Consider the following 16,482-nt stretch of genomic DNA (forward strand, 5'->3'; position numbering starts at 1 on the left):
ATGAGTTTTGGTCTTGGGTTTATCGCAGACGGCTTTTTGAAGGGCCAAGAACGTAATAGAAATTGGGGGCTACGTCAAAAGCAAGAAGAACGAAGCCAAGCGGCAGATCAGCGCGCACAAGAGTCTCATGGTATCGGGATGCGTATTGGCGGTGTTAATGCCGCTATGGCTGAAGAAAAAATGACACCTGATGCCATTGATAGACGACGCCAAGAGTCTGGGCTTGGTTTGGACCTAGCAAAACAGACTCTTGATAACTCACAGCAGCAAGGTCTTGGTATCAAGCAGCAGAACGAATTACGCTCTGAAGACTTAACGCCAGAAGCCAAACAGTTACGAGCACAAACCAAAGCTGCTGAATTAAAGTCCAAGGAATTGCAAAATCAATACAGTGAATATCGAAATACCGAAGCTGGGCGGAAGCTATCAAAAGAGTCAATTGCATGGGATAAGCACATTGGAGATATCGTTAACCAAAAAGATGAAGCTGAAGCACAAGTTCAACTTTCAAACGCGCTCGATATGAAGCGCTACCGAATGATTCAGCTTATTGATAGCGGTGAAACAATGGGTGCTGCATTACTCGTGAACTCATCACGTGACAATAAGCATGAAAATGTAGCAACAATGCAAAAAACAAAAGATGGCGGCATTGTTGGTTATGACGTGAATGGTAAAGCTGTGATCAATATCACAGCAAATGAAGTTAAGGGCGTAATATCAAGGGTTCATAAAAACCAACAAAATAAAGGTTCACAACCTAAAGTCATGACGGAAAAAACCTATAATGACATGGGCGATGCAAATGGTGAGCGCGCCTATGTAGTTAAAACAGACCCACAAACGGGCCAGCCTTACAAAGAGTATGTGGAAGAGCGAAAAGACGCGACTATTACACAGACCGACAGTGATGAAGAGATTGCTCTTGCACAAACTATGGTAAAAGCGGGAGAAATGACACCCGAGCAGTTCCAACAACTTTATGGTCAATCTTATACGCCAAGTCAAAATAACGCCCCGCCAAATGCTAGCAACAAGCCAAGGCAAGACGATTACGACGTAGATATTCCTTTAATCTTCTAAAAAACCGCAATTTTCAAAGCCGCCCATCGAGGCGGTTTTTTTTCGTTTGGAGAAAACAAAACGTGGCCGATTACACAAGAGAAGAAATCGCGCGCCTAGCCGCAATCAAAAAAAGAATTAGTGGAAAAATGGAGAGCCTTGGTTCGTCACCTGAAAACGAGCAGGGCTTTTTAGGTGATGCGGTCGATGCTGTTCAACATGGGGTGTTGAGCGGAGCGGCAGACCTTACCGATGGAGTTGGCTATTTAACTGGATCTGACACCATTAGAAAAGGAGCGGATTTTTTACGAGGCCAAGCAGACAACCAAATCAATCAAATGTCACCAGATGGCCGTGATGCGTTTCAAGGGTTTGGTATTCAGGCAGATGAAAGCAGCCCGACGGGTTACGGTTTTAAAGAAGACAGTAGTTTAAAAGGTTTTGGCCTTAACGTGCTTAGCGGTGTAGGTAGTTTTGCCCCAACCATGATACCTGGTGGTATTGCTGCAAAAGGAGTCTCAGTAGCGGGTAAAGTCGCTGGCGCAGCAGGTAAAGGCGTTAAAGTAGAAAAGGCCATCGACAAAGCGTCTGATGTAGTTGGCTTTGGCGGTGTAGGTGCTTTAAGTATTGGCGGCTCTACAGGCAACCAAGCTTATGAAACTGTGGCTAACGCTGACTTTCATACACTAAAAGACGCTGAAATATTCCAAAAAGAATACTGGAACCTGAGAAAACTCAAAGAGCTTGATCATGTGTCTGCATTAAAACAAGCGCGTGAAAACGTGGCTCGCGAGTTGGCAACCGAAGCGGCAAAAGATGGCGCCATCATGGGGGCAATCACGCAAGGCGCACTGGGTCCAGTAATGGGTAAGTTATTCCGTGGTGAGGCTGGCGGTATCGGTAAAGCGGCCGCAACCGGTGCAATTACCGAAGGCTCACAAGAGCTTGTTGAAAGCGGTGGTCAAACGGCCATTTCCAATATCGCGGTTAATCCTGCGGTACCAACCAACACAATGGATAAAGTCGTTGGTGATGCGCTAACAGGTGCCGTTGTTGGTGGCCCTGTTGGTGGTGGTTTTGGTGGCGCTGGTTCTGTTTTAAATCGTTCGTCTAAGACGAAAGACAATACAGATGATCCACTTAATCTTTCCGATCAAGATCAAGGCTATCAAGCAGTAGAGCAGCAGCTTGCCGAGATTGAAGGTCTGATGGTTGAAAATGGCGACAACTTAACAGAATCTGAATTTGCCGAGCTTGAAGCTAAACGAAATGAGTTACTACAAAGGCGGGCTGAATTGACGGGCGAGCAGCCTATGGATTTTTCTGGTCCAGTTGAAAGCCAAGCACAACCAGAGCCGCTTGCTCTACCTAATCAAAATATCATTTATGGTGAACGACCAGCGCCAAGCCAAGACCAAACTCAAGCACGAGAAAAAAACCGAGCTGCTTTTGAAGGCCAATTTGGCGAGCCTCGTAACACAGGCCGAGAAGGTGACTATCTTGGCCAAGTCTTTCCGCAAAGCGCAAATCAACAGCAAGATGGCAATGTCTACGATGGTGAAGTGTTACGCGATCCTTTGCCACTCGAAGCGCCAGAGCAAACGGGTGATATACAAGCACTTGAAGACGCAGGGATTATTTATGGCGAAAAGCCAGAAAGCAATGCTCGCCCCGCTCGTTCCGATGGTTTAACCGACCCATACACCGCACCACAGCCAAGCCGTAAAAACGACAATCCAATCTATCAAGAAATCAAACGTAAACAGCGATTGCTTGAAGAACAAGAGCAATCAGTAACAGAAGAAGCAGCGCCACAGCTTAACCAACAAGCAGTCCCTGAAGCACCGTTAGAGAAATCAGCTCCACAAAATGAAGTATCAGTATCAGAGTCTAAAAATGTAACTGAGTTGCCAGTAGTTGAAAGTAGTCCTGTTACTCAGCCGCCATTAGAAGGCATTGTCGCCGAGCAAGAACAGCCATCATCTGCAGAACTGCCAACTGAGGGCAGCGAGCCAATCAAGCAAGCATTAGATAAGGCGGCACAGGACACAAATACCCAGCCAACTGAAAAGCAGATCGAGGCTGATAACTATAAAAAAGGTCGGGTATCTCTTCATGGCTTAGATATCGCCATTGAAAATCCTAAAGACTCTGTTCGCTCTGGCCAAGATAGTGATGGTAAAAAATGGGAGTCTAAAATGGCTCATCACTACGGTGACATAAAAGGCATTAAAGGGGCGGATGGCGATGACCTTGATGTATTTATTGGCGATAAACCGGAAAGTGACAAAGCCTATATTGTCGATCAGGTAGACCCAAAAACAGGCGAATTTGACGAGCATAAAGTCATGCTTGGTTTTGATGATAAAGCACAAGCAGAAAATGGTTATCTGGCTAATTATGAGGATGGCTGGAAAGGTGTTGGTGCTATCACTGAAATGCCTGTTAGTGACTTTAAAGAGTGGATCAAGTCAGGCAATACGACAAAGCCGATTAGTGAATTGATGGGCGATAAAGCAGTTAAGGCTATCGAGGCTGAGCCTACCGAGTTGCCACCTGTCACTGTCAAATTATCTTTATCCAATAAGCCTTTTAAAACCGAGTCCAGCGCTCGTTTATCTCGTACATTCAGAGACACGCCTAATGCCGAAATTGTACCTGTGGATGGTGGCTTTGGGGTACGTGAAAGCCAAATAGAAGATACAAAAATCCAACCTAAATCAGAGGCACCTAAGAAAAATGGAGCGGTAGTGCTAGGTGAGAAGATAGAAGATGTAGGCGAAAAAATCGGTGGTGCTAGAAAAGATACATGGGGGGATTACCTTGAACAAATTAACAATGATCTTGATGTAAGTGCTGAGCCATTAAGTAAGTCTTTCCCTCAGGTAGATTACCAAAAAGCCCTCGATGGCGGTAGCGACAAAACAGCGTTAGCATTTGTAGCTCTTTTACGTGACACAATTCCTTCTAAGCCTAAAGCCCCACACAAGCTTAATAAGTGGGCTACACAGGTGAAAAAAGCCAAAGAAGCGGTTGGTTTCATTCTAGAAAATCCATCAGAGTTAGAGTCTCAAATATCAAAAATTGATTCATCGAGTACCATTCCTCATATTAAGCATATGATTGATGTTATCAAGAATGTGCCCACGGAGAAGATTAAAGAAGCTGCCGCATATCGTATTAGTACTCATCACTTTTCGAGTCTAAATGGAGTGAACTATGATCCGCCAAAAGTCTTTTATAGAGTGTATAAAAATGCAGCTAGGAAAGAGACATCATTGCCGCTCGAGTCTGTAGAAGAGGCTAAAAAAGAGATACTGAAACGATTAAATGAAACTAAAGGAAAGGTTAAGGTAAATCAAAAACTAGAAGTTTATAAAGACAGATACACCAAGCAGGTTTTTGTAGGTTGGAAAGGATCTACAGGCGTTTTAAGAGTCAAGAATTTCGATAGCTTAAGCGACGCAAGAATTGCGATAGCAGAGCAAAGAGAATCGCTTGAGTCACTATTGTCTGAAATTAAAAGCACCCCTTCTATGCGTGAATCAATAAACGCTAATCGAGTAGGTCCAGCACGACGTGATAAAGATATTTCAGCAAATGAATTTATGGAAGAGTTTGGATTTCGTGGTGTTGAGTTTGGAAACTATGTTGAGCAAGCTAAGCGACAAAGTGACATAAATAATGCCTTTGATGGTCTGCACGACTTATCTGAATTGCTAGGCATTCCAAGTAAAGCCTTGTCATTAAACGGAGCTTTGGGTATTGCATTTGGTGCTCGTGGAAAAGGTGGGAAAAATACAGCTTCAGCGCATTATGAAGTAGGTAATGTTGTTATCAACCTGACAAAAAATAGTGGTTCGGGATCACTAGCGCATGAGTGGTGGCATGCTATGGATAACTACTTTGCTAATCAAGGTGAGGCGCAGTCTGATTTTGAAACGGATGGTACCCGTCACAAGAAGGTAGGCGATGATGCTGAAGGTATTCGGCCTGAAGTCATTGAAGCCTTTCGAAATGTAATGTCAGCTATTAAGGGCACAGATTTAGAATCACGATCTTCTTTGCTTGATAAAACTCGCTCTAAAAAATATTGGTCTACAAAAGTTGAGATGTCAGCTAGAACGTTTGAGGCTTATGTGAAATCAAAGCTGGAAGACAAATCCCAGTCTAACGATTACCTGGCAAACATTCGATCAGAAGAGAGTTGGGGGAAATTGAAATCTAACGATTCTTACCCTTACCCCACGTCATCAGAAATGAAAGACATCACGAAAGCCTTTGATCAAATGTTTCAGGTATTAAAAACCAAAGAGACAGATAGAGGTGTTGCTCTTTTCTCGGTAGGAAATTCCAACGGTTCAGGATCAAAAGCCGACGATATACGCAAAGCAGTAGAGCCGCTTATCAAGCAACTTCACGAAGAAAACACCTTTCAAGTTGTTCAGTCTGTTAATGATTTACCCTTTGCCGTGCGCCTTCTTGTTAAAAAGCAGTTATCTAAGTCGAAAGGCGATAATGCAACCGTTCGCGGTGTGAATGCCGGTGCTAAAAACTATCTTATTGCTGATGGCATCAAGGACGAAAAAGAAGCGGTTTCTATCTTTCTCCACGAAGTTGTGGGCCATAAAGCTGTGCTTGATATGCTGGGCAAAGAAGGCGATTCCATCATGGAGCGCATTGCTTACAGCTATGGTCCGAAGCAGCTGCAGGATTTGATCAAAGCGTATGGTGCTGACTTCAAAACCAAAGAAGGGCGTATATTATTGGGCAAAGAGAAAGTTGCTCAAATGGCTGAGAAGAACGAAAAGCCTTCTCTGTTAGGTAAGTTGGTCGCCAACGTAAAAGCATGGTTGCGCAATTACTTCCCCAATATCAAATGGTCAGACAATGACGTGCTCAACATGCTGGCAACCGCGAGGGATAACGTCGAAAACCGCTACATGGTGAAAGTTGACCTAGATCCAGCCGAATCGAAAAGCGATGCAGTCGAGAAGGAGGTTAATCTCTCGGTTAAGGTCAAAAACAAAACAGAACCAACCGAAGAAACACCATACGACACGCTATATAGAACATTAGGGCAAAAAGATAAAACTGTCTTCCAGAAAGCCAAAGATGAAATGAAGCGTCAATTTAAAGCCGGCGGCTTACTTCCAGATTCTGTATTCAATAAAAAAATTGCTCGCGATTCAGATATGAATGCCAGCGAGTTAGAGATTAGCGCCTATTTATCTTCTTTTAGGTCATCAATTAAAAAGGCTTATGGTAAAGACTACTCCGACTTGTCCGATGCGCTTAAGCAAAAGCTTAATAATCAAATGAGTTCGACCGATCCAGATAAGACCATACCTTTCTCCGTCAGACTGGAATTGATGAAGATGAGATTTAGCATCAAAGGCTTATCGCAAGAATATGCTGCCATTCTAAAGAGTGATATGGAGCAATTAAGAAACGAAGGCAGAGACTCAGCTGCAAACGAAAAAGCTCAACTATTGGAAACGATATTGGGCAATTTGGACACATACACCAATAGATCATATAAAGCCTTTGATGATCCGAAATGGCCTAAAAAAGTCCCTCAGAATATCTTAGATGATGCTAAAAACTACCTTGAATCACGTTATGAAGGACAGGGGCTCCCTAAAAGCGAGATTCAAACTGCAGTAGCTCGAACCATTCGAACTATTTTAGAAGAAGGAACTGCTTATGAGGATATGGGGAGCTTCATAAAAGAGAGTAAATTAGGTGCAAAGGATTTAAGCACTTTGAAGAAAAGAAAGGAGATAGCCCCTGAAATTAGAGCTTTATTAGGCGAATACCAAGATGTTGAGGTTAACTTTGCCAAGACAGTTACAAAGACAAGTCATCTCGTTGCAAACCATAAGTTTCTTCAGCATGTTCGTGATTTAGGTGAAAAAGAAGGTTTCTTGTTTACGGAAGAAAACAAACCCCTCGACAAAAGTGTTGTGAAAATTGCCGCGGATGGTTCAGAAGTTATGGCGCCATTAAATGGCTTCTACACTTACCCTGAAATCGAACAGGCTTTTAGAGAGGCTCTTGGTAAACAGGGCGATATGCCTACATGGTTAAGTGGAATCATTCGATTAAACGGCATAGTAAAGTACGGAAAAACTGTTCTATCACCCACCACGGCAATGAGAAACATTTGGTCTGCTTTTTTCTTCTCTGTAGCAAACGGGCATTTTGACGTTAGCCAAATGCGTAAGTCTATCGAAGTTAGAAAACAGTACTTTGGTGGCGACAATGACAAAAGTAAATTGGCCTATCTTAAAAAATTAAAAAGCCTTGGGGTTATTTATGATACGCCTTATGCGGGTGAAATGATGGACCTCTTAGAAGACTCTCGCCTGCGGGATTTTATGACTAACAAGAAGGTCTTTTCATCGTTTACTAAACTTAATGACTTTGCTCAAAAATTTTACCAGTACGGTGATGATATGTGGAAAATCATGGGCTGGGAAAACGAGAAAGCCATGCTCATGAAATACAAGAAAATGAGCGAATCTGATGCCGAAGTTGCTGCCGCTGAACGTATTCGAAATACATACCCAACTTACTCTATGACTGGGCGATTTACGCAATCTCTAAGACGCTTCCCTCTTGCTGGTACCTTTGTTTCGTTTCCCGCTGAAATCATTCGAACTAGCTATCATATGATTAACTACCTAAAGCAAGACTTTAAAGAATCGCCTGCTTACGCTAGACGAAAGCTAGCTGGGCTTGCGCTGGTTAGTAGTCTTGGGTTTGCAGCTCAGGGGATTAGTAAGGCACTAATGGGGCTTGATGATGACGAGGAAGAAGCCGTTAGAGATATGGCTGCACCTTGGCAGAAAAACTCAAATATTTTGTTTACTGGCCGCGACGAAAACGGAAATATTCAATATTTGGATATGTCATTTCTTGATCCCTACAACTATTTCAAACGCCCAATTAATGCCATGTTAAGAGATCAGCCTATTCAAGATATGGTTGCTCAATCCGCTTCTGAAATGCTGACCCCTTTCTTTGGTGAAGACATTACCTTTAGCAATTTGATGGAGGTTTACACAAACAAGAAAGGCAGTGGCGGGAAGGTGTTTAATGAACAAGGATCAGTGGGAGATCAGGCTATGGATATCGCTGACCACTTAAGGAAAGGTTTACAACCGGGCTTTATGAGCAATATGGAACGAATATATAAGGCTATGGAGGGGGACGTTTCTGCCAGTGGTAAAAAATACACTGTACAAGATGAAATGGCCGCTCTTGTTGGCTTTAGAATGTCGACATTAGATCCAAAAACAGCGCTTTACTATCAAAGTTTTGACTTTAAACAGAGCAAAGCTGATGCCGCGAAAATTCTAAAGGATGTGTTGAGAAACCCTAATAAGGTATCTAATTCTGATTTGGAAAATGCAAGAGATACGATGCTCAAGGCTCGAAAAGATTCATATGATAGGATGATGCGATTAGTTAAGTCTGCAAAAAAAGCAGGTATGACAAACCCAGAGATAGGGCAAATATTGAAGTTAAGCGGGGTCAGTCGACAAGACGTTATGTCTCTCATTCTTGGGCGTATGCCAAAAAATGATAGTTATCTTAAAATGGCTGCTTCTATATCAAAAAGAGCCGAGGTTTTGTACGGCAAAGAGTCTGGAAACGAAATCATAAGTAGAGCGAAAGGGCTATAAGCTAGTCATCACCCAAGTAATAAATAGGAACACTTGTATCGACATGGATGTCATCTTCTAAGTCCCTTCCCCAAAAGATCCCACTAAAACAGAATATTAACCAAGCAATGAAGAACCATCCGTGCCAGTTATCGGTTATTTCATTCTCTATCCGCATGCGGCGCTCATGCCAGGTTGATCGTTTATTTTTTTGCTTTTCCTGCATATCACCTCCGAGTATTTAGCTAAAGCCTAGCTGTTTATGTATAGAGAGTGAAGGGACTGTTCTCATGTGGCAACTTTCCCTTCAAGAACTTAATTCCAGTTGTAGCTACTGCTTGAGTCCTTCTTGGTTCCTTTTTTTCCTGTATAGGGGTTGGTGTTGCCCTTTGTAGAATAATTGTCGGATGTGGTTCCATTGGAATCGCTTCTCCAATACCCCTGAACACATGTACCGTCTTGTTTACAATATCCGCTAACGTAAGTATCTGCATGAGCTGGGGCTTGGAAAGCAAGTACAGTGAGAGCTAGTAATAGTTTTTTCATGTCATTATCCTTAATGGTTAAATTTTAAAGTACTTCTTTTTCGTCTTATATTGTTTTAAGCAGTATGATGATTACTGCGATTTGCTTCAACTTTTCTATAAGTCATAATCTACTAAACTATAGCCGAAGCGTGTCTATGCAAAGTTAATAGCCTGAAGAGCAAGGAGAGGTTGGGTGGTGAAAGTCATATTGTTAACGTTATGTCTCTGTTTATCCATTAGTGCATCGTGGGCACAGGAGCTAGTTAAAAAATCAAAATCAGCTATTTGTCATGCGCCAGGCACTCAATATTACAGTCGAACCAAGAACTTTACTCCCTACGATACATTAGATCAGTGTCTTGCTAGTGGTGGTCGATTGCCTAAAGGCCAAAGCTACACACCTCAGTCAAAGCCTAAAGTTGCATTGGAAACATCGGCCAAATACAGCCGCGACGAATTTGGGAGAGGCTGGGCCGATGAAGACAAGGATTGCCAAAACACTCGACAAGAAATATTGATCTCTCTATCTACAGCTCCTGTTCGTTTCTCAGATGATCGAGAATGCAGAGTAACGTTTGGTCGTTGGATTTCGATGTACTCAGGAGAAGTGATTTTTGATGCTTCAAAGCTAGATATTGACCACATTGTTCCACTTAAATGGGCATGGGATCATGGTGCTGATAAGTGGGGCAAAGAAAAACGAGAGAGGTTTGCGAATGATCCTATTAACCTAGTGGCGGTAGAGGCTTCTTTAAACCGCCAAAAAGGAGCAAAAGGTCTTGATGAATGGCTACCACCTAAAAATGAGATTCAATATAAATCTAGGTTTAATAGAATTCTTAAATTATATGGGTTGAAATAGGGTTAGATATGAGTCGTAAATTAAGGAACGGCAAGATCATTAGCTCCAGTCCAGCTGCCTATGCCGACGTTTACTAATGTTATTTAGAAGTTTTTTTGTTGATTTTAAAAATGTCTAAATACATATTATTTAAATTTTAGTTTAGGAGGTTTGAATTGGGGCTGTTTGATATATTTGTAAAGACACCAGATGAAGCTAGTAAAGCATCAGAAACCTATGATTATTTGAAACCTGGATGCGTTTTGAGAGATGTTAGAGGTGGTTATGATCATTATGGAGTTTATGTAGGTAAGAAAAAAGTGATTCACTTTACGAATGGAAAAATACAAAAGACTTCATTAAAGGATTTTAATGAAGATTCTTTGGGGAATATAGATGTAATGGCTTTTGGAGAGGAATTTACAAGAGACATTACATTAAAGCAATCTTGTAGAAGAGCTTCTTCGCGTTTAGGAATGGCTGATTATGAGCTTTTAGATAATAATTGCGAGCATTTTGCTTTATGGTGCCGGACCGGGGAAGCTATCTCAACCCAAGCGTTCGGCAGTAAATCATCAAAATATTCAGCAGCTACATTTGCTATATCTACGCCCAGATTTATTAGTAATATATATAGTAAGCAAGTTGGAATGGAAAAAAGTAGGAAGATTAATATAAATATGGTGATAGATGACTATTAGTGTTAGCAGAAAATCCCTTATTCAAACTGCACCTATTTAGCACCGAAAAACCTACAAGATATTGATTTATATAGATTTAACGATTCCGGTCCCGGGCACCATTTATGGTGCCTTTTTTTATGCCTAAAATTTATCAAAGCGCCAAAGACTCTTCTAAAAGTTCTTATCTCGTTCAAACATTCCTAATACCTTTCCTTCGATATTTTTCTAGCGTCACCTACAATTGAATTTAGTGTCTTTTCTTTGTGTCTATAAGAAACTAGGTCTGTACAAAGAGATTGAAGTTAGTTGAAAGCTAATTTTACTCTGACCCAATTTGTTCTGAATTCATTTGTTGAATTTTACAAGAAACAAAGAAATGCACATGGGCTCGATTTCTTAATTAAGCATTTTGATCTCTTCAATAAGATTTTTGTATTCGGCTACTTTTGTAGATATGGTGCTAAAGCTATGTCTGCTTCTGATCTTTGAGTATTCAGAAAGGTCTTTCTCTTTTTCCTTTTGTATGAGTGCATCAAGTATATGCGGAACAATATTTGTGAAGTGTTTAGTCATAACGTTTACAATTCTGATTATATCGTTATTAAATTCATTACTGATTATGTCTAGTGCCTCATCTAAGAAAAGACCTATATTTTTTGTTTCGGTTGTTACTTGCTCGCGAAAGTGCTCGGCGGACTCAATGTTATCAATGTGATTAATAGATCTGCTGTAGAGTATTTTTTGATCTTTTAAGGATAGCTGGAGAATGGCTTTTAGGACTTTTTTTCTAGGAATACCAAAGAACTTAAATTTACCTTTCTCTCTATCGCCACCTTGGGTATGAGTTGGTAGTAGGAGCCCTTCATGAGCGACTATATTTCTGATTGCTCTACCAATATATGATAATCCTTTTGTATTTGTTTGCTGAAAATGAGGCGTTGAGGTTAATTTTAGCTCATCTAAAAGAGCTACAGAGTTAATGAAATAAATTTGAATGAATGTCGATAGATTTATATATGAATCGTTATCAGGGTGTAGGCTAGTAGATCGATCTATATCTTGAGCATTTTTAACTGCATGAAACATCACTTTAACGGTTTCTAGTTGATGAATGTGTTTCATGTACTTTTCTTTGGCCGGATGATCTAAAAGGTCAAGTAGTGATGGCTTCATAAATTATTATTACTTAAAGGTAAATGTAGCCATTAGGGTAGACGATTCGTTCAGGGTTTACTATTTCCTAATTCTTGTAAGTGCTATTTCTTATGCTCTTTGTCCCATGGTTTTTTTTACTTCTTCTCAATACGTCTCATTTTCCGAGTGAACGGAAACGGAGGTTGAGCCATCAAAGGCGGTGTCGATGTTGAAGGTGATCGGGCGGCAGCAGACTTGACAATCTTCTATGTATTCTTGGCTTTCATCTAGCACTTCGATTACGACTTCGATGCTTTCGCCGCAGTAAGGGCATGAAATGTCTGTTTCTAGTAGTTCGCTCATTTACACCTCTCATCTCACTTTAAGCGTTTCAAAATTACCTATAATTTAATCATAGGTGATAATTAGTCTGCTAGCTTGCGGGTTGATCCTCTTATTTGTATACCTTTTGCCTGAAAATCCACACTTTTATCGATCTGCTTTCACGCTCTTTGTGCAACACTGTTATGATTTAAGCTTCAAAGTGAGGTGTAATGATGAATGCTATTAAATACTTATCAGTTTTAACGTTACCCGTGTTGTTGTTTGGTTGTTCTTCTGGGTCTCATGTTGTGACTGGGCAGCAGTTGCCAGAGCTTGAGGTGGAACAAGTGACTGTATTTGAAGAAGCGCCAGCGTTTGATTATAAAGTTATTGGCACTGTGAGGGCTTCTAGTGATAACGGTTTTACGGAAGATTCTAGAAAAGAGAAGGCCACTCAAGAGTTAAAAGAACAGGCGGCTAAAATAGGCGCGAATGGGGTGATTTTAGATGAAGTCACGCAGCTGTCTTTTAGACGTTTAGGAACCGGCGTTGGTATTAGTGCTGGTAGCGGTGGCGGGATAGGAACGTCTATTGGTTCGAGCTTCTCGTTCCCGACAACAGAAGCGAAAGGAACGGCTATTTTTTATGAGACTGACTCGGTGAAATAAGTCTCTTGTTTAAAAGTGTTGTTATAATTTTTTTAAATGCTTGAGATAGTATTTTGTTGTTACTCTCAGTCTATATAAACAGATACACTTGCTCTTAGTGAACAGAGCAAATTGATTGAGAGAAAGTTATGTCAGAGTTTGAAGAAAAGGCAAAAGGTCGTCTTACGACTAGGACGGTTGCTATGCCGGGAGATACTAATCCAGCAGGCGATATTTTTGGTGGTTGGGTTGTATCGCAAATGGACATCGCGGCTGGTATATGTGCGGGTCAGCGTGCTCAATCTCGTGTGGTGACGGTTGCTTTGGATGGCATGAGTTTTATTCGACCAGTAAAAGTCGGTGATATTTTAGGTGTTTATACTAGGGTTGAGTCGGTTGGCCGTACTTCAATGAATATTCTAGTGGAAGCCTGGGTTCGTCGTGGCCGTATTGGTCAGCGCGAAAAAGTAACAGAAGGTATGTTTAAGTTTGTTGCGATTGATGAATCAGGATCGTCGACGCCAATACCTAAAGAAGAAGATTTACCAGATTATGTATTGCATGGTTTTGACGATCATTGATCGTCGTCCCATTGCTCGACTTGCCTGTGCTTATTAAAAATAGATTTTTAGTGAGCATTGGTTTAGTTCGGAATGAGTTACCTTAATTGATTGAAGGTACTTGATTGACTAAATGTAATCCGTTGGCTAAAAGTTGAGAGCAAAAAAAAGCGCTTACCGAAGTAAGCGCTTTTTTATTGTTGGTACCAGTAGGCGGACTCGAACCGCCACACCCGAAGGCAACGGATTTTGAATCCGTCGTGTCTACCAATTCCACCACACTGGCCTTGAAAAAGGTGAAACGCATTCTATATTTTTTTGTATAGGTGTCAATCGTTTAACGAAAAAAAATACATTTAATTTAATTAATCGACTGCATGACCTCTTCAGACCACAACATAGCGTCTAAAAATGCTCTATTTAGAATCGTTCTTTCCGCAGGACTCAAGGAATGAATATTATCCCAGTCCTGCTCTTCACAGCTTAATGTTTGCGTTAGGTAAGATCCAAGTTCCCCTGTCTGGTTCATAATGGCGTCTAAGGCATTTTTATCTAGAGCAATTTGTTCTAATGCGACTGTCTTTTCGACATTGAAAACTGCATCTATGCCAGACATCAGTCCAACCATAAATGCAGAGTCTGCGAGAGGCGATTTTTTGCTCTCGGCAAGTAGTTGACAACAGCGTGCACGAGTCAATAGCACTTTAAGTAGTGCTTTAGGTTGGTTTGTTGATGAAGTGAGGGTGATGAGTAACGCCCATTTCTTTAATTGTACCAATCCCAAAAAGATGACTGCTTCTTTGATAGATACAACGGTTTTATAAACTCCGCATATTGGACTATTTAGTATTCGTAGTAATTGATAAGAAAGTTTAGGGTTTTTGGTCACTAAGTCCGCGATTGCTTCAATACTAATGTCTTTATTCTGCAAAGCATTAACTAGTTCAATGGCGCCATGTATTGCTGAGTCGATTCTTTTGCCCTTGATGAGTTCGGGGCGCTGCAAAAAATAGCCTTGAAATAAATCGAAGCCGAGTTTTTTGCATAGCTCAAACATGGCTAAGTCTTCGACTTTTTCTGCGAGTAAGATCAAGCCTCTAGACTTAAGTTCTGCTATTTGTGCTAGATGTTGTTCTGGTGGTGTCGCCAGAACATCTATTTTCACGATAGATACCCAAGGTAAAAGGGCTTGGTAATCGATATCAAATTGATAATCGTCTAGGGCAAATCGGTAACCAGCGGAACGCCATTTTTTTAATGCAGCAAAAAACTCCGGCGTCAGCTTTTGCTTTTCGAGAATTTCGATATAGACAGTGTCTGGATCAATGGGAAAAAAAGCATCTGACAACATAAGGTCGGTTGTCATATTAATAAAAAAAGGTTTTCTTAATTGGGATTCTAGCTTGGTAATGCCAATGCATAAATTAACTAATACTTGGCTGGTGGCAGTTTCACCATCTGCAATGTTAGCGTTCAAGGAATCTTTTCCACGGAATAAAAGTTCATAACCAAAAATCTCTTTTGTCTTTTTGAGTATTGGTTGCTGAGCCATCATTAGATCATCTAATACCGTTGGAAATTCGATCATTGAGCTTCTCTTATTTAATAAGGCTTTTTTAATATTGATAAAATAAAGGCCTATCAGAACATAAGTATGGTGATCATAACAATGTTCTACGTGTTAGGTTTTGTTGTTTTTACTACTTAAATATTCTGCTAGTGCTTTGCAAAAAGGTTGACAGCATGTAGAAGCGCCCATAAAATTCACGCCTGTTTTTGGGGCTATAGCTCAGCTGGGAGAGCGCCTGCTTTGCACGCAGGAGGTCTGCGGTTCGATCCCGCATAGCTCCACCAATTACCGTTAACTCATTAGTAATTGGAAAACAACATTCCTAGGATATTCTGTCCACTTACGCTAAGCGTTTTGTGGGGCTATAGCTCAGCTGGGAGAGCGCTTGCATGGCATGCAAGAGGTCAGCGGTTCGATCCCGCTTAGCTCCACCAACTCCCTTCATTTCTGCTTTATTTTTAAGTTATAAATGCATCTTGCTAGGCATTAGCCATTGATCACAATTAAAAAATCGCCCTTCACGAGATCTCTACTGATATACAGCTCATAATTAAATCTATATTTTTGGGGCTACTAATACTAAACAGCGACAAAATATTAGCGGTAATGTCTATATTTGACAAATATAGACATAGGGTGGTAGCTTGAAGTGAGAAGGTTATGAGGTTTAATAGTATGAATATCAGTTTTACCGACAAACAAGAAGCTTACATTGTTGCCCAAGTAAAAGGTGGTGATTTTCAAAATGCCAGCGAAGTGGTGCGCGATGCATTGCGCCTGCATCAAATCTACCGTCATCGCATCATAGAAGAACTACGCGCAGAAATAGCCAAAGGTTGGGACGGTGAAGCTAGCCCGAATAAAGTGCAGGATATTATTAATTCCAAGCTGGAAGAAAGACGCTCTTAATGGCCTCTTCTATTTCAAACTATGAGCTGTCTCCAGAAGCGGAACAAGACTTGAGTGACATTTTTGATTATACAGAAATTGAGTTTGGCCTCGATCAGGCGGTTCAGTATTTAAAAGATCTAGAGCGCTGCTTTATCCAGCTCTGTAACAATCCCAATATCGGGCGTGAACGCACAGAAATCCGTGAAGCGCTTTATAGCTTTGTCAGCCAATCCCATGTGGTGTTTTATCGTATTCTCAATGATCGCTTAAGAGTTGTTCGCGTTCTGCATGGTAGCCGTGATTTGCCTAGGCATTTTTGAATAGAAATTTTCAGTAAAGTATCCTTTAGTCTCTTTATCTTAATGTGTTAAAGCTTGGAGAAATTAGTATTCTTCTTTTTGGTCACTTCTAACACCTAATTTGTCGTCTCTGTACTTTTTAAACCATTCAGTTCTTCTTTTTTACGGCTTCCAAGGTTAGGCTTATTCCCAGCTTAAAAAGCTGATTACAAGACAGCTTAAACTATTGGTTGAGAGTTTATTTCACTTTGTCTTTTAACTTTATTGATTCTTT

General features: G+C 41.0%; 13 protein-coding genes and 3 tRNA genes. 10 read left to right on the forward strand and 6 right to left on the reverse strand.

Features of this window, described 5'->3' with window-relative positions; translation table 11 throughout:
* Positions 1-1,083 (forward strand): hypothetical protein, encoded by a 1,083-nt coding sequence (locus BUA59_RS18620; RefSeq protein ID WP_072841182.1) that lies wholly within the window; start codon positions 1-3, stop codon positions 1,081-1,083.
* Positions 1,084-1,145: 62 nt separating this feature from the next.
* Entirely contained in the window at positions 1,146-8,753 is a 7,608-nt protein-coding gene (locus tag BUA59_RS18625) for an LPD1 domain-containing protein (protein WP_072841183.1), read from the forward strand.
* A 1-nt stretch (position 8,754) separates the two neighbouring features.
* Here BUA59_RS18625 and BUA59_RS23920 read toward each other — a convergent pair whose 3' ends face one another.
* Positions 8,755-8,910 carry a hypothetical protein gene (locus tag BUA59_RS23920; RefSeq protein WP_175550797.1) on the reverse strand — a complete coding sequence of 52 codons (156 nt, stop codon included), beginning with the start codon at positions 8,908-8,910 and terminating at the stop codon, positions 8,755-8,757.
* A 137-nt stretch (positions 8,911-9,047) separates the two neighbouring features.
* On the reverse strand, positions 9,048-9,278 hold the full coding sequence (locus BUA59_RS18635; RefSeq protein ID WP_072841185.1) for a porin family protein: 231 nt from the start codon (positions 9,276-9,278) through the stop codon (positions 9,048-9,050).
* A gap of 174 nt (positions 9,279-9,452) precedes the next feature.
* Here BUA59_RS18635 and BUA59_RS18640 point away from each other — a divergent pair, with 174 nt between their 5' ends.
* Positions 9,453-10,121, forward strand: a complete 669-nt coding sequence (locus tag BUA59_RS18640) for an HNH endonuclease family protein (protein ID WP_072841186.1) — start codon at positions 9,453-9,455, stop codon at positions 10,119-10,121.
* Between the two features lie 155 nt (positions 10,122-10,276).
* Positions 10,277-10,801 carry a lecithin retinol acyltransferase family protein gene (locus tag BUA59_RS18645; RefSeq protein WP_072841187.1) on the forward strand — a complete coding sequence of 175 codons (525 nt, stop codon included), beginning with the start codon at positions 10,277-10,279 and terminating at the stop codon, positions 10,799-10,801.
* 378 nt (positions 10,802-11,179) lie between these two features.
* Here the strand turns inward: BUA59_RS18645 and BUA59_RS18650 are convergent, their stop codons facing one another.
* On the reverse strand, positions 11,180-11,956 hold the full coding sequence (locus tag BUA59_RS18650) for a hypothetical protein (protein ID WP_139248921.1): 777 nt from the start codon (positions 11,954-11,956) through the stop codon (positions 11,180-11,182).
* Positions 11,957-12,082: 126 nt separating this feature from the next.
* Positions 12,083-12,280 (reverse strand): CPXCG motif-containing cysteine-rich protein, encoded by a 198-nt coding sequence (locus BUA59_RS18655; RefSeq protein ID WP_072841189.1) that lies wholly within the window; start codon positions 12,278-12,280, stop codon positions 12,083-12,085.
* Positions 12,281-12,471: 191 nt separating this feature from the next.
* On the opposite strand from BUA59_RS18655, the gene BUA59_RS18660 reads away from it, so the two are divergent.
* Positions 12,472-12,909, forward strand: coding sequence for a DUF4156 domain-containing protein (locus BUA59_RS18660; RefSeq protein WP_072841190.1), 438 nt, complete (start codon positions 12,472-12,474; stop codon positions 12,907-12,909).
* 128 nt (positions 12,910-13,037) lie between these two features.
* On the forward strand, positions 13,038-13,469 hold the full coding sequence (locus tag BUA59_RS18665) for an acyl-CoA thioesterase (protein ID WP_072841191.1): 432 nt from the start codon (positions 13,038-13,040) through the stop codon (positions 13,467-13,469).
* Positions 13,470-13,649: 180 nt separating this feature from the next.
* Here the strand turns inward: BUA59_RS18665 and BUA59_RS18670 are convergent.
* Both BUA59_RS18670 and BUA59_RS18675 read right to left on the reverse strand, forming a co-directional pair.
* A tRNA-Leu gene (locus BUA59_RS18670) sits at positions 13,650-13,734 on the reverse strand.
* 75 nt (positions 13,735-13,809) lie between these two features.
* Positions 13,810-15,036, reverse strand: coding sequence for an EAL and HDOD domain-containing protein (locus BUA59_RS18675; RefSeq protein WP_072841192.1), 1,227 nt, complete (start codon positions 15,034-15,036; stop codon positions 13,810-13,812).
* Positions 15,037-15,226: 190 nt separating this feature from the next.
* Here BUA59_RS18675 and BUA59_RS18680 point away from each other — a divergent pair.
* From BUA59_RS18680 to BUA59_RS18695, 4 genes are all read left to right on the forward strand, one after another.
* Positions 15,227-15,302, forward strand: a tRNA-Ala gene (locus tag BUA59_RS18680).
* A gap of 74 nt (positions 15,303-15,376) precedes the next feature.
* Positions 15,377-15,452, forward strand: a tRNA-Ala gene (locus tag BUA59_RS18685).
* Positions 15,453-15,693: 241 nt separating this feature from the next.
* On the forward strand, positions 15,694-15,927 hold the full coding sequence (locus tag BUA59_RS18690) for a type II toxin-antitoxin system ParD family antitoxin (RefSeq protein ID WP_072841193.1): 234 nt from the start codon (positions 15,694-15,696) through the stop codon (positions 15,925-15,927).
* The gene (locus tag BUA59_RS18695) at positions 15,927-16,229 is read left to right on the forward strand and encodes a type II toxin-antitoxin system RelE/ParE family toxin (protein WP_072841194.1); all 303 of its coding nucleotides are present in this window, start codon (positions 15,927-15,929) and stop codon (positions 16,227-16,229) included. Before BUA59_RS18690 ends, BUA59_RS18695 begins: the two co-directional genes overlap by 1 nt.
* The last annotated feature ends 253 nt before the right edge of the window (positions 16,230-16,482 follow it).

It is taken from the genome of Marinomonas polaris DSM 16579, from assembly GCF_900129155.1.
GTDB classification, from domain to species: domain Bacteria; phylum Pseudomonadota; class Gammaproteobacteria; order Pseudomonadales; family Marinomonadaceae; genus Marinomonas; species Marinomonas polaris.

Bases quoted from the DNA above. Each gene is read 5' to 3' on its own strand.
- BUA59_RS18695 (WP_072841194.1), top strand. From the start codon at position 15,927: ATGGCCTCTTCTATTTCAAACTATGAGCTGTCTCCAGAAGCGGAACAA.
- BUA59_RS18660 (WP_072841190.1), top strand. From the start codon at position 12,472: ATGATGAATGCTATTAAATACTTATCAGTTTTAACGTTACCCGTGTTG.
- BUA59_RS18650 (WP_139248921.1), bottom strand. From the start codon at position 11,956: ATGAAGCCATCACTACTTGACCTTTTAGATCATCCGGCCAAAGAAAAG.
- BUA59_RS23920 (WP_175550797.1), bottom strand. From the start codon at position 8,910: ATGCGGATAGAGAATGAAATAACCGATAACTGGCACGGATGGTTCTTC.
- BUA59_RS18690 (WP_072841193.1), top strand. From the start codon at position 15,694: ATGAATATCAGTTTTACCGACAAACAAGAAGCTTACATTGTTGCCCAA.
- BUA59_RS18665 (WP_072841191.1), top strand. From the start codon at position 13,038: ATGTCAGAGTTTGAAGAAAAGGCAAAAGGTCGTCTTACGACTAGGACG.
- BUA59_RS18675 (WP_072841192.1), bottom strand. From the start codon at position 15,036: ATGATCGAATTTCCAACGGTATTAGATGATCTAATGATGGCTCAGCAA.
- BUA59_RS18620 (WP_072841182.1), top strand. From the start codon at position 1: ATGAGTTTTGGTCTTGGGTTTATCGCAGACGGCTTTTTGAAGGGCCAA.
- BUA59_RS18635 (WP_072841185.1), bottom strand. From the start codon at position 9,278: ATGAAAAAACTATTACTAGCTCTCACTGTACTTGCTTTCCAAGCCCCA.
- BUA59_RS18655 (WP_072841189.1), bottom strand. From the start codon at position 12,280: ATGAGCGAACTACTAGAAACAGACATTTCATGCCCTTACTGCGGCGAA.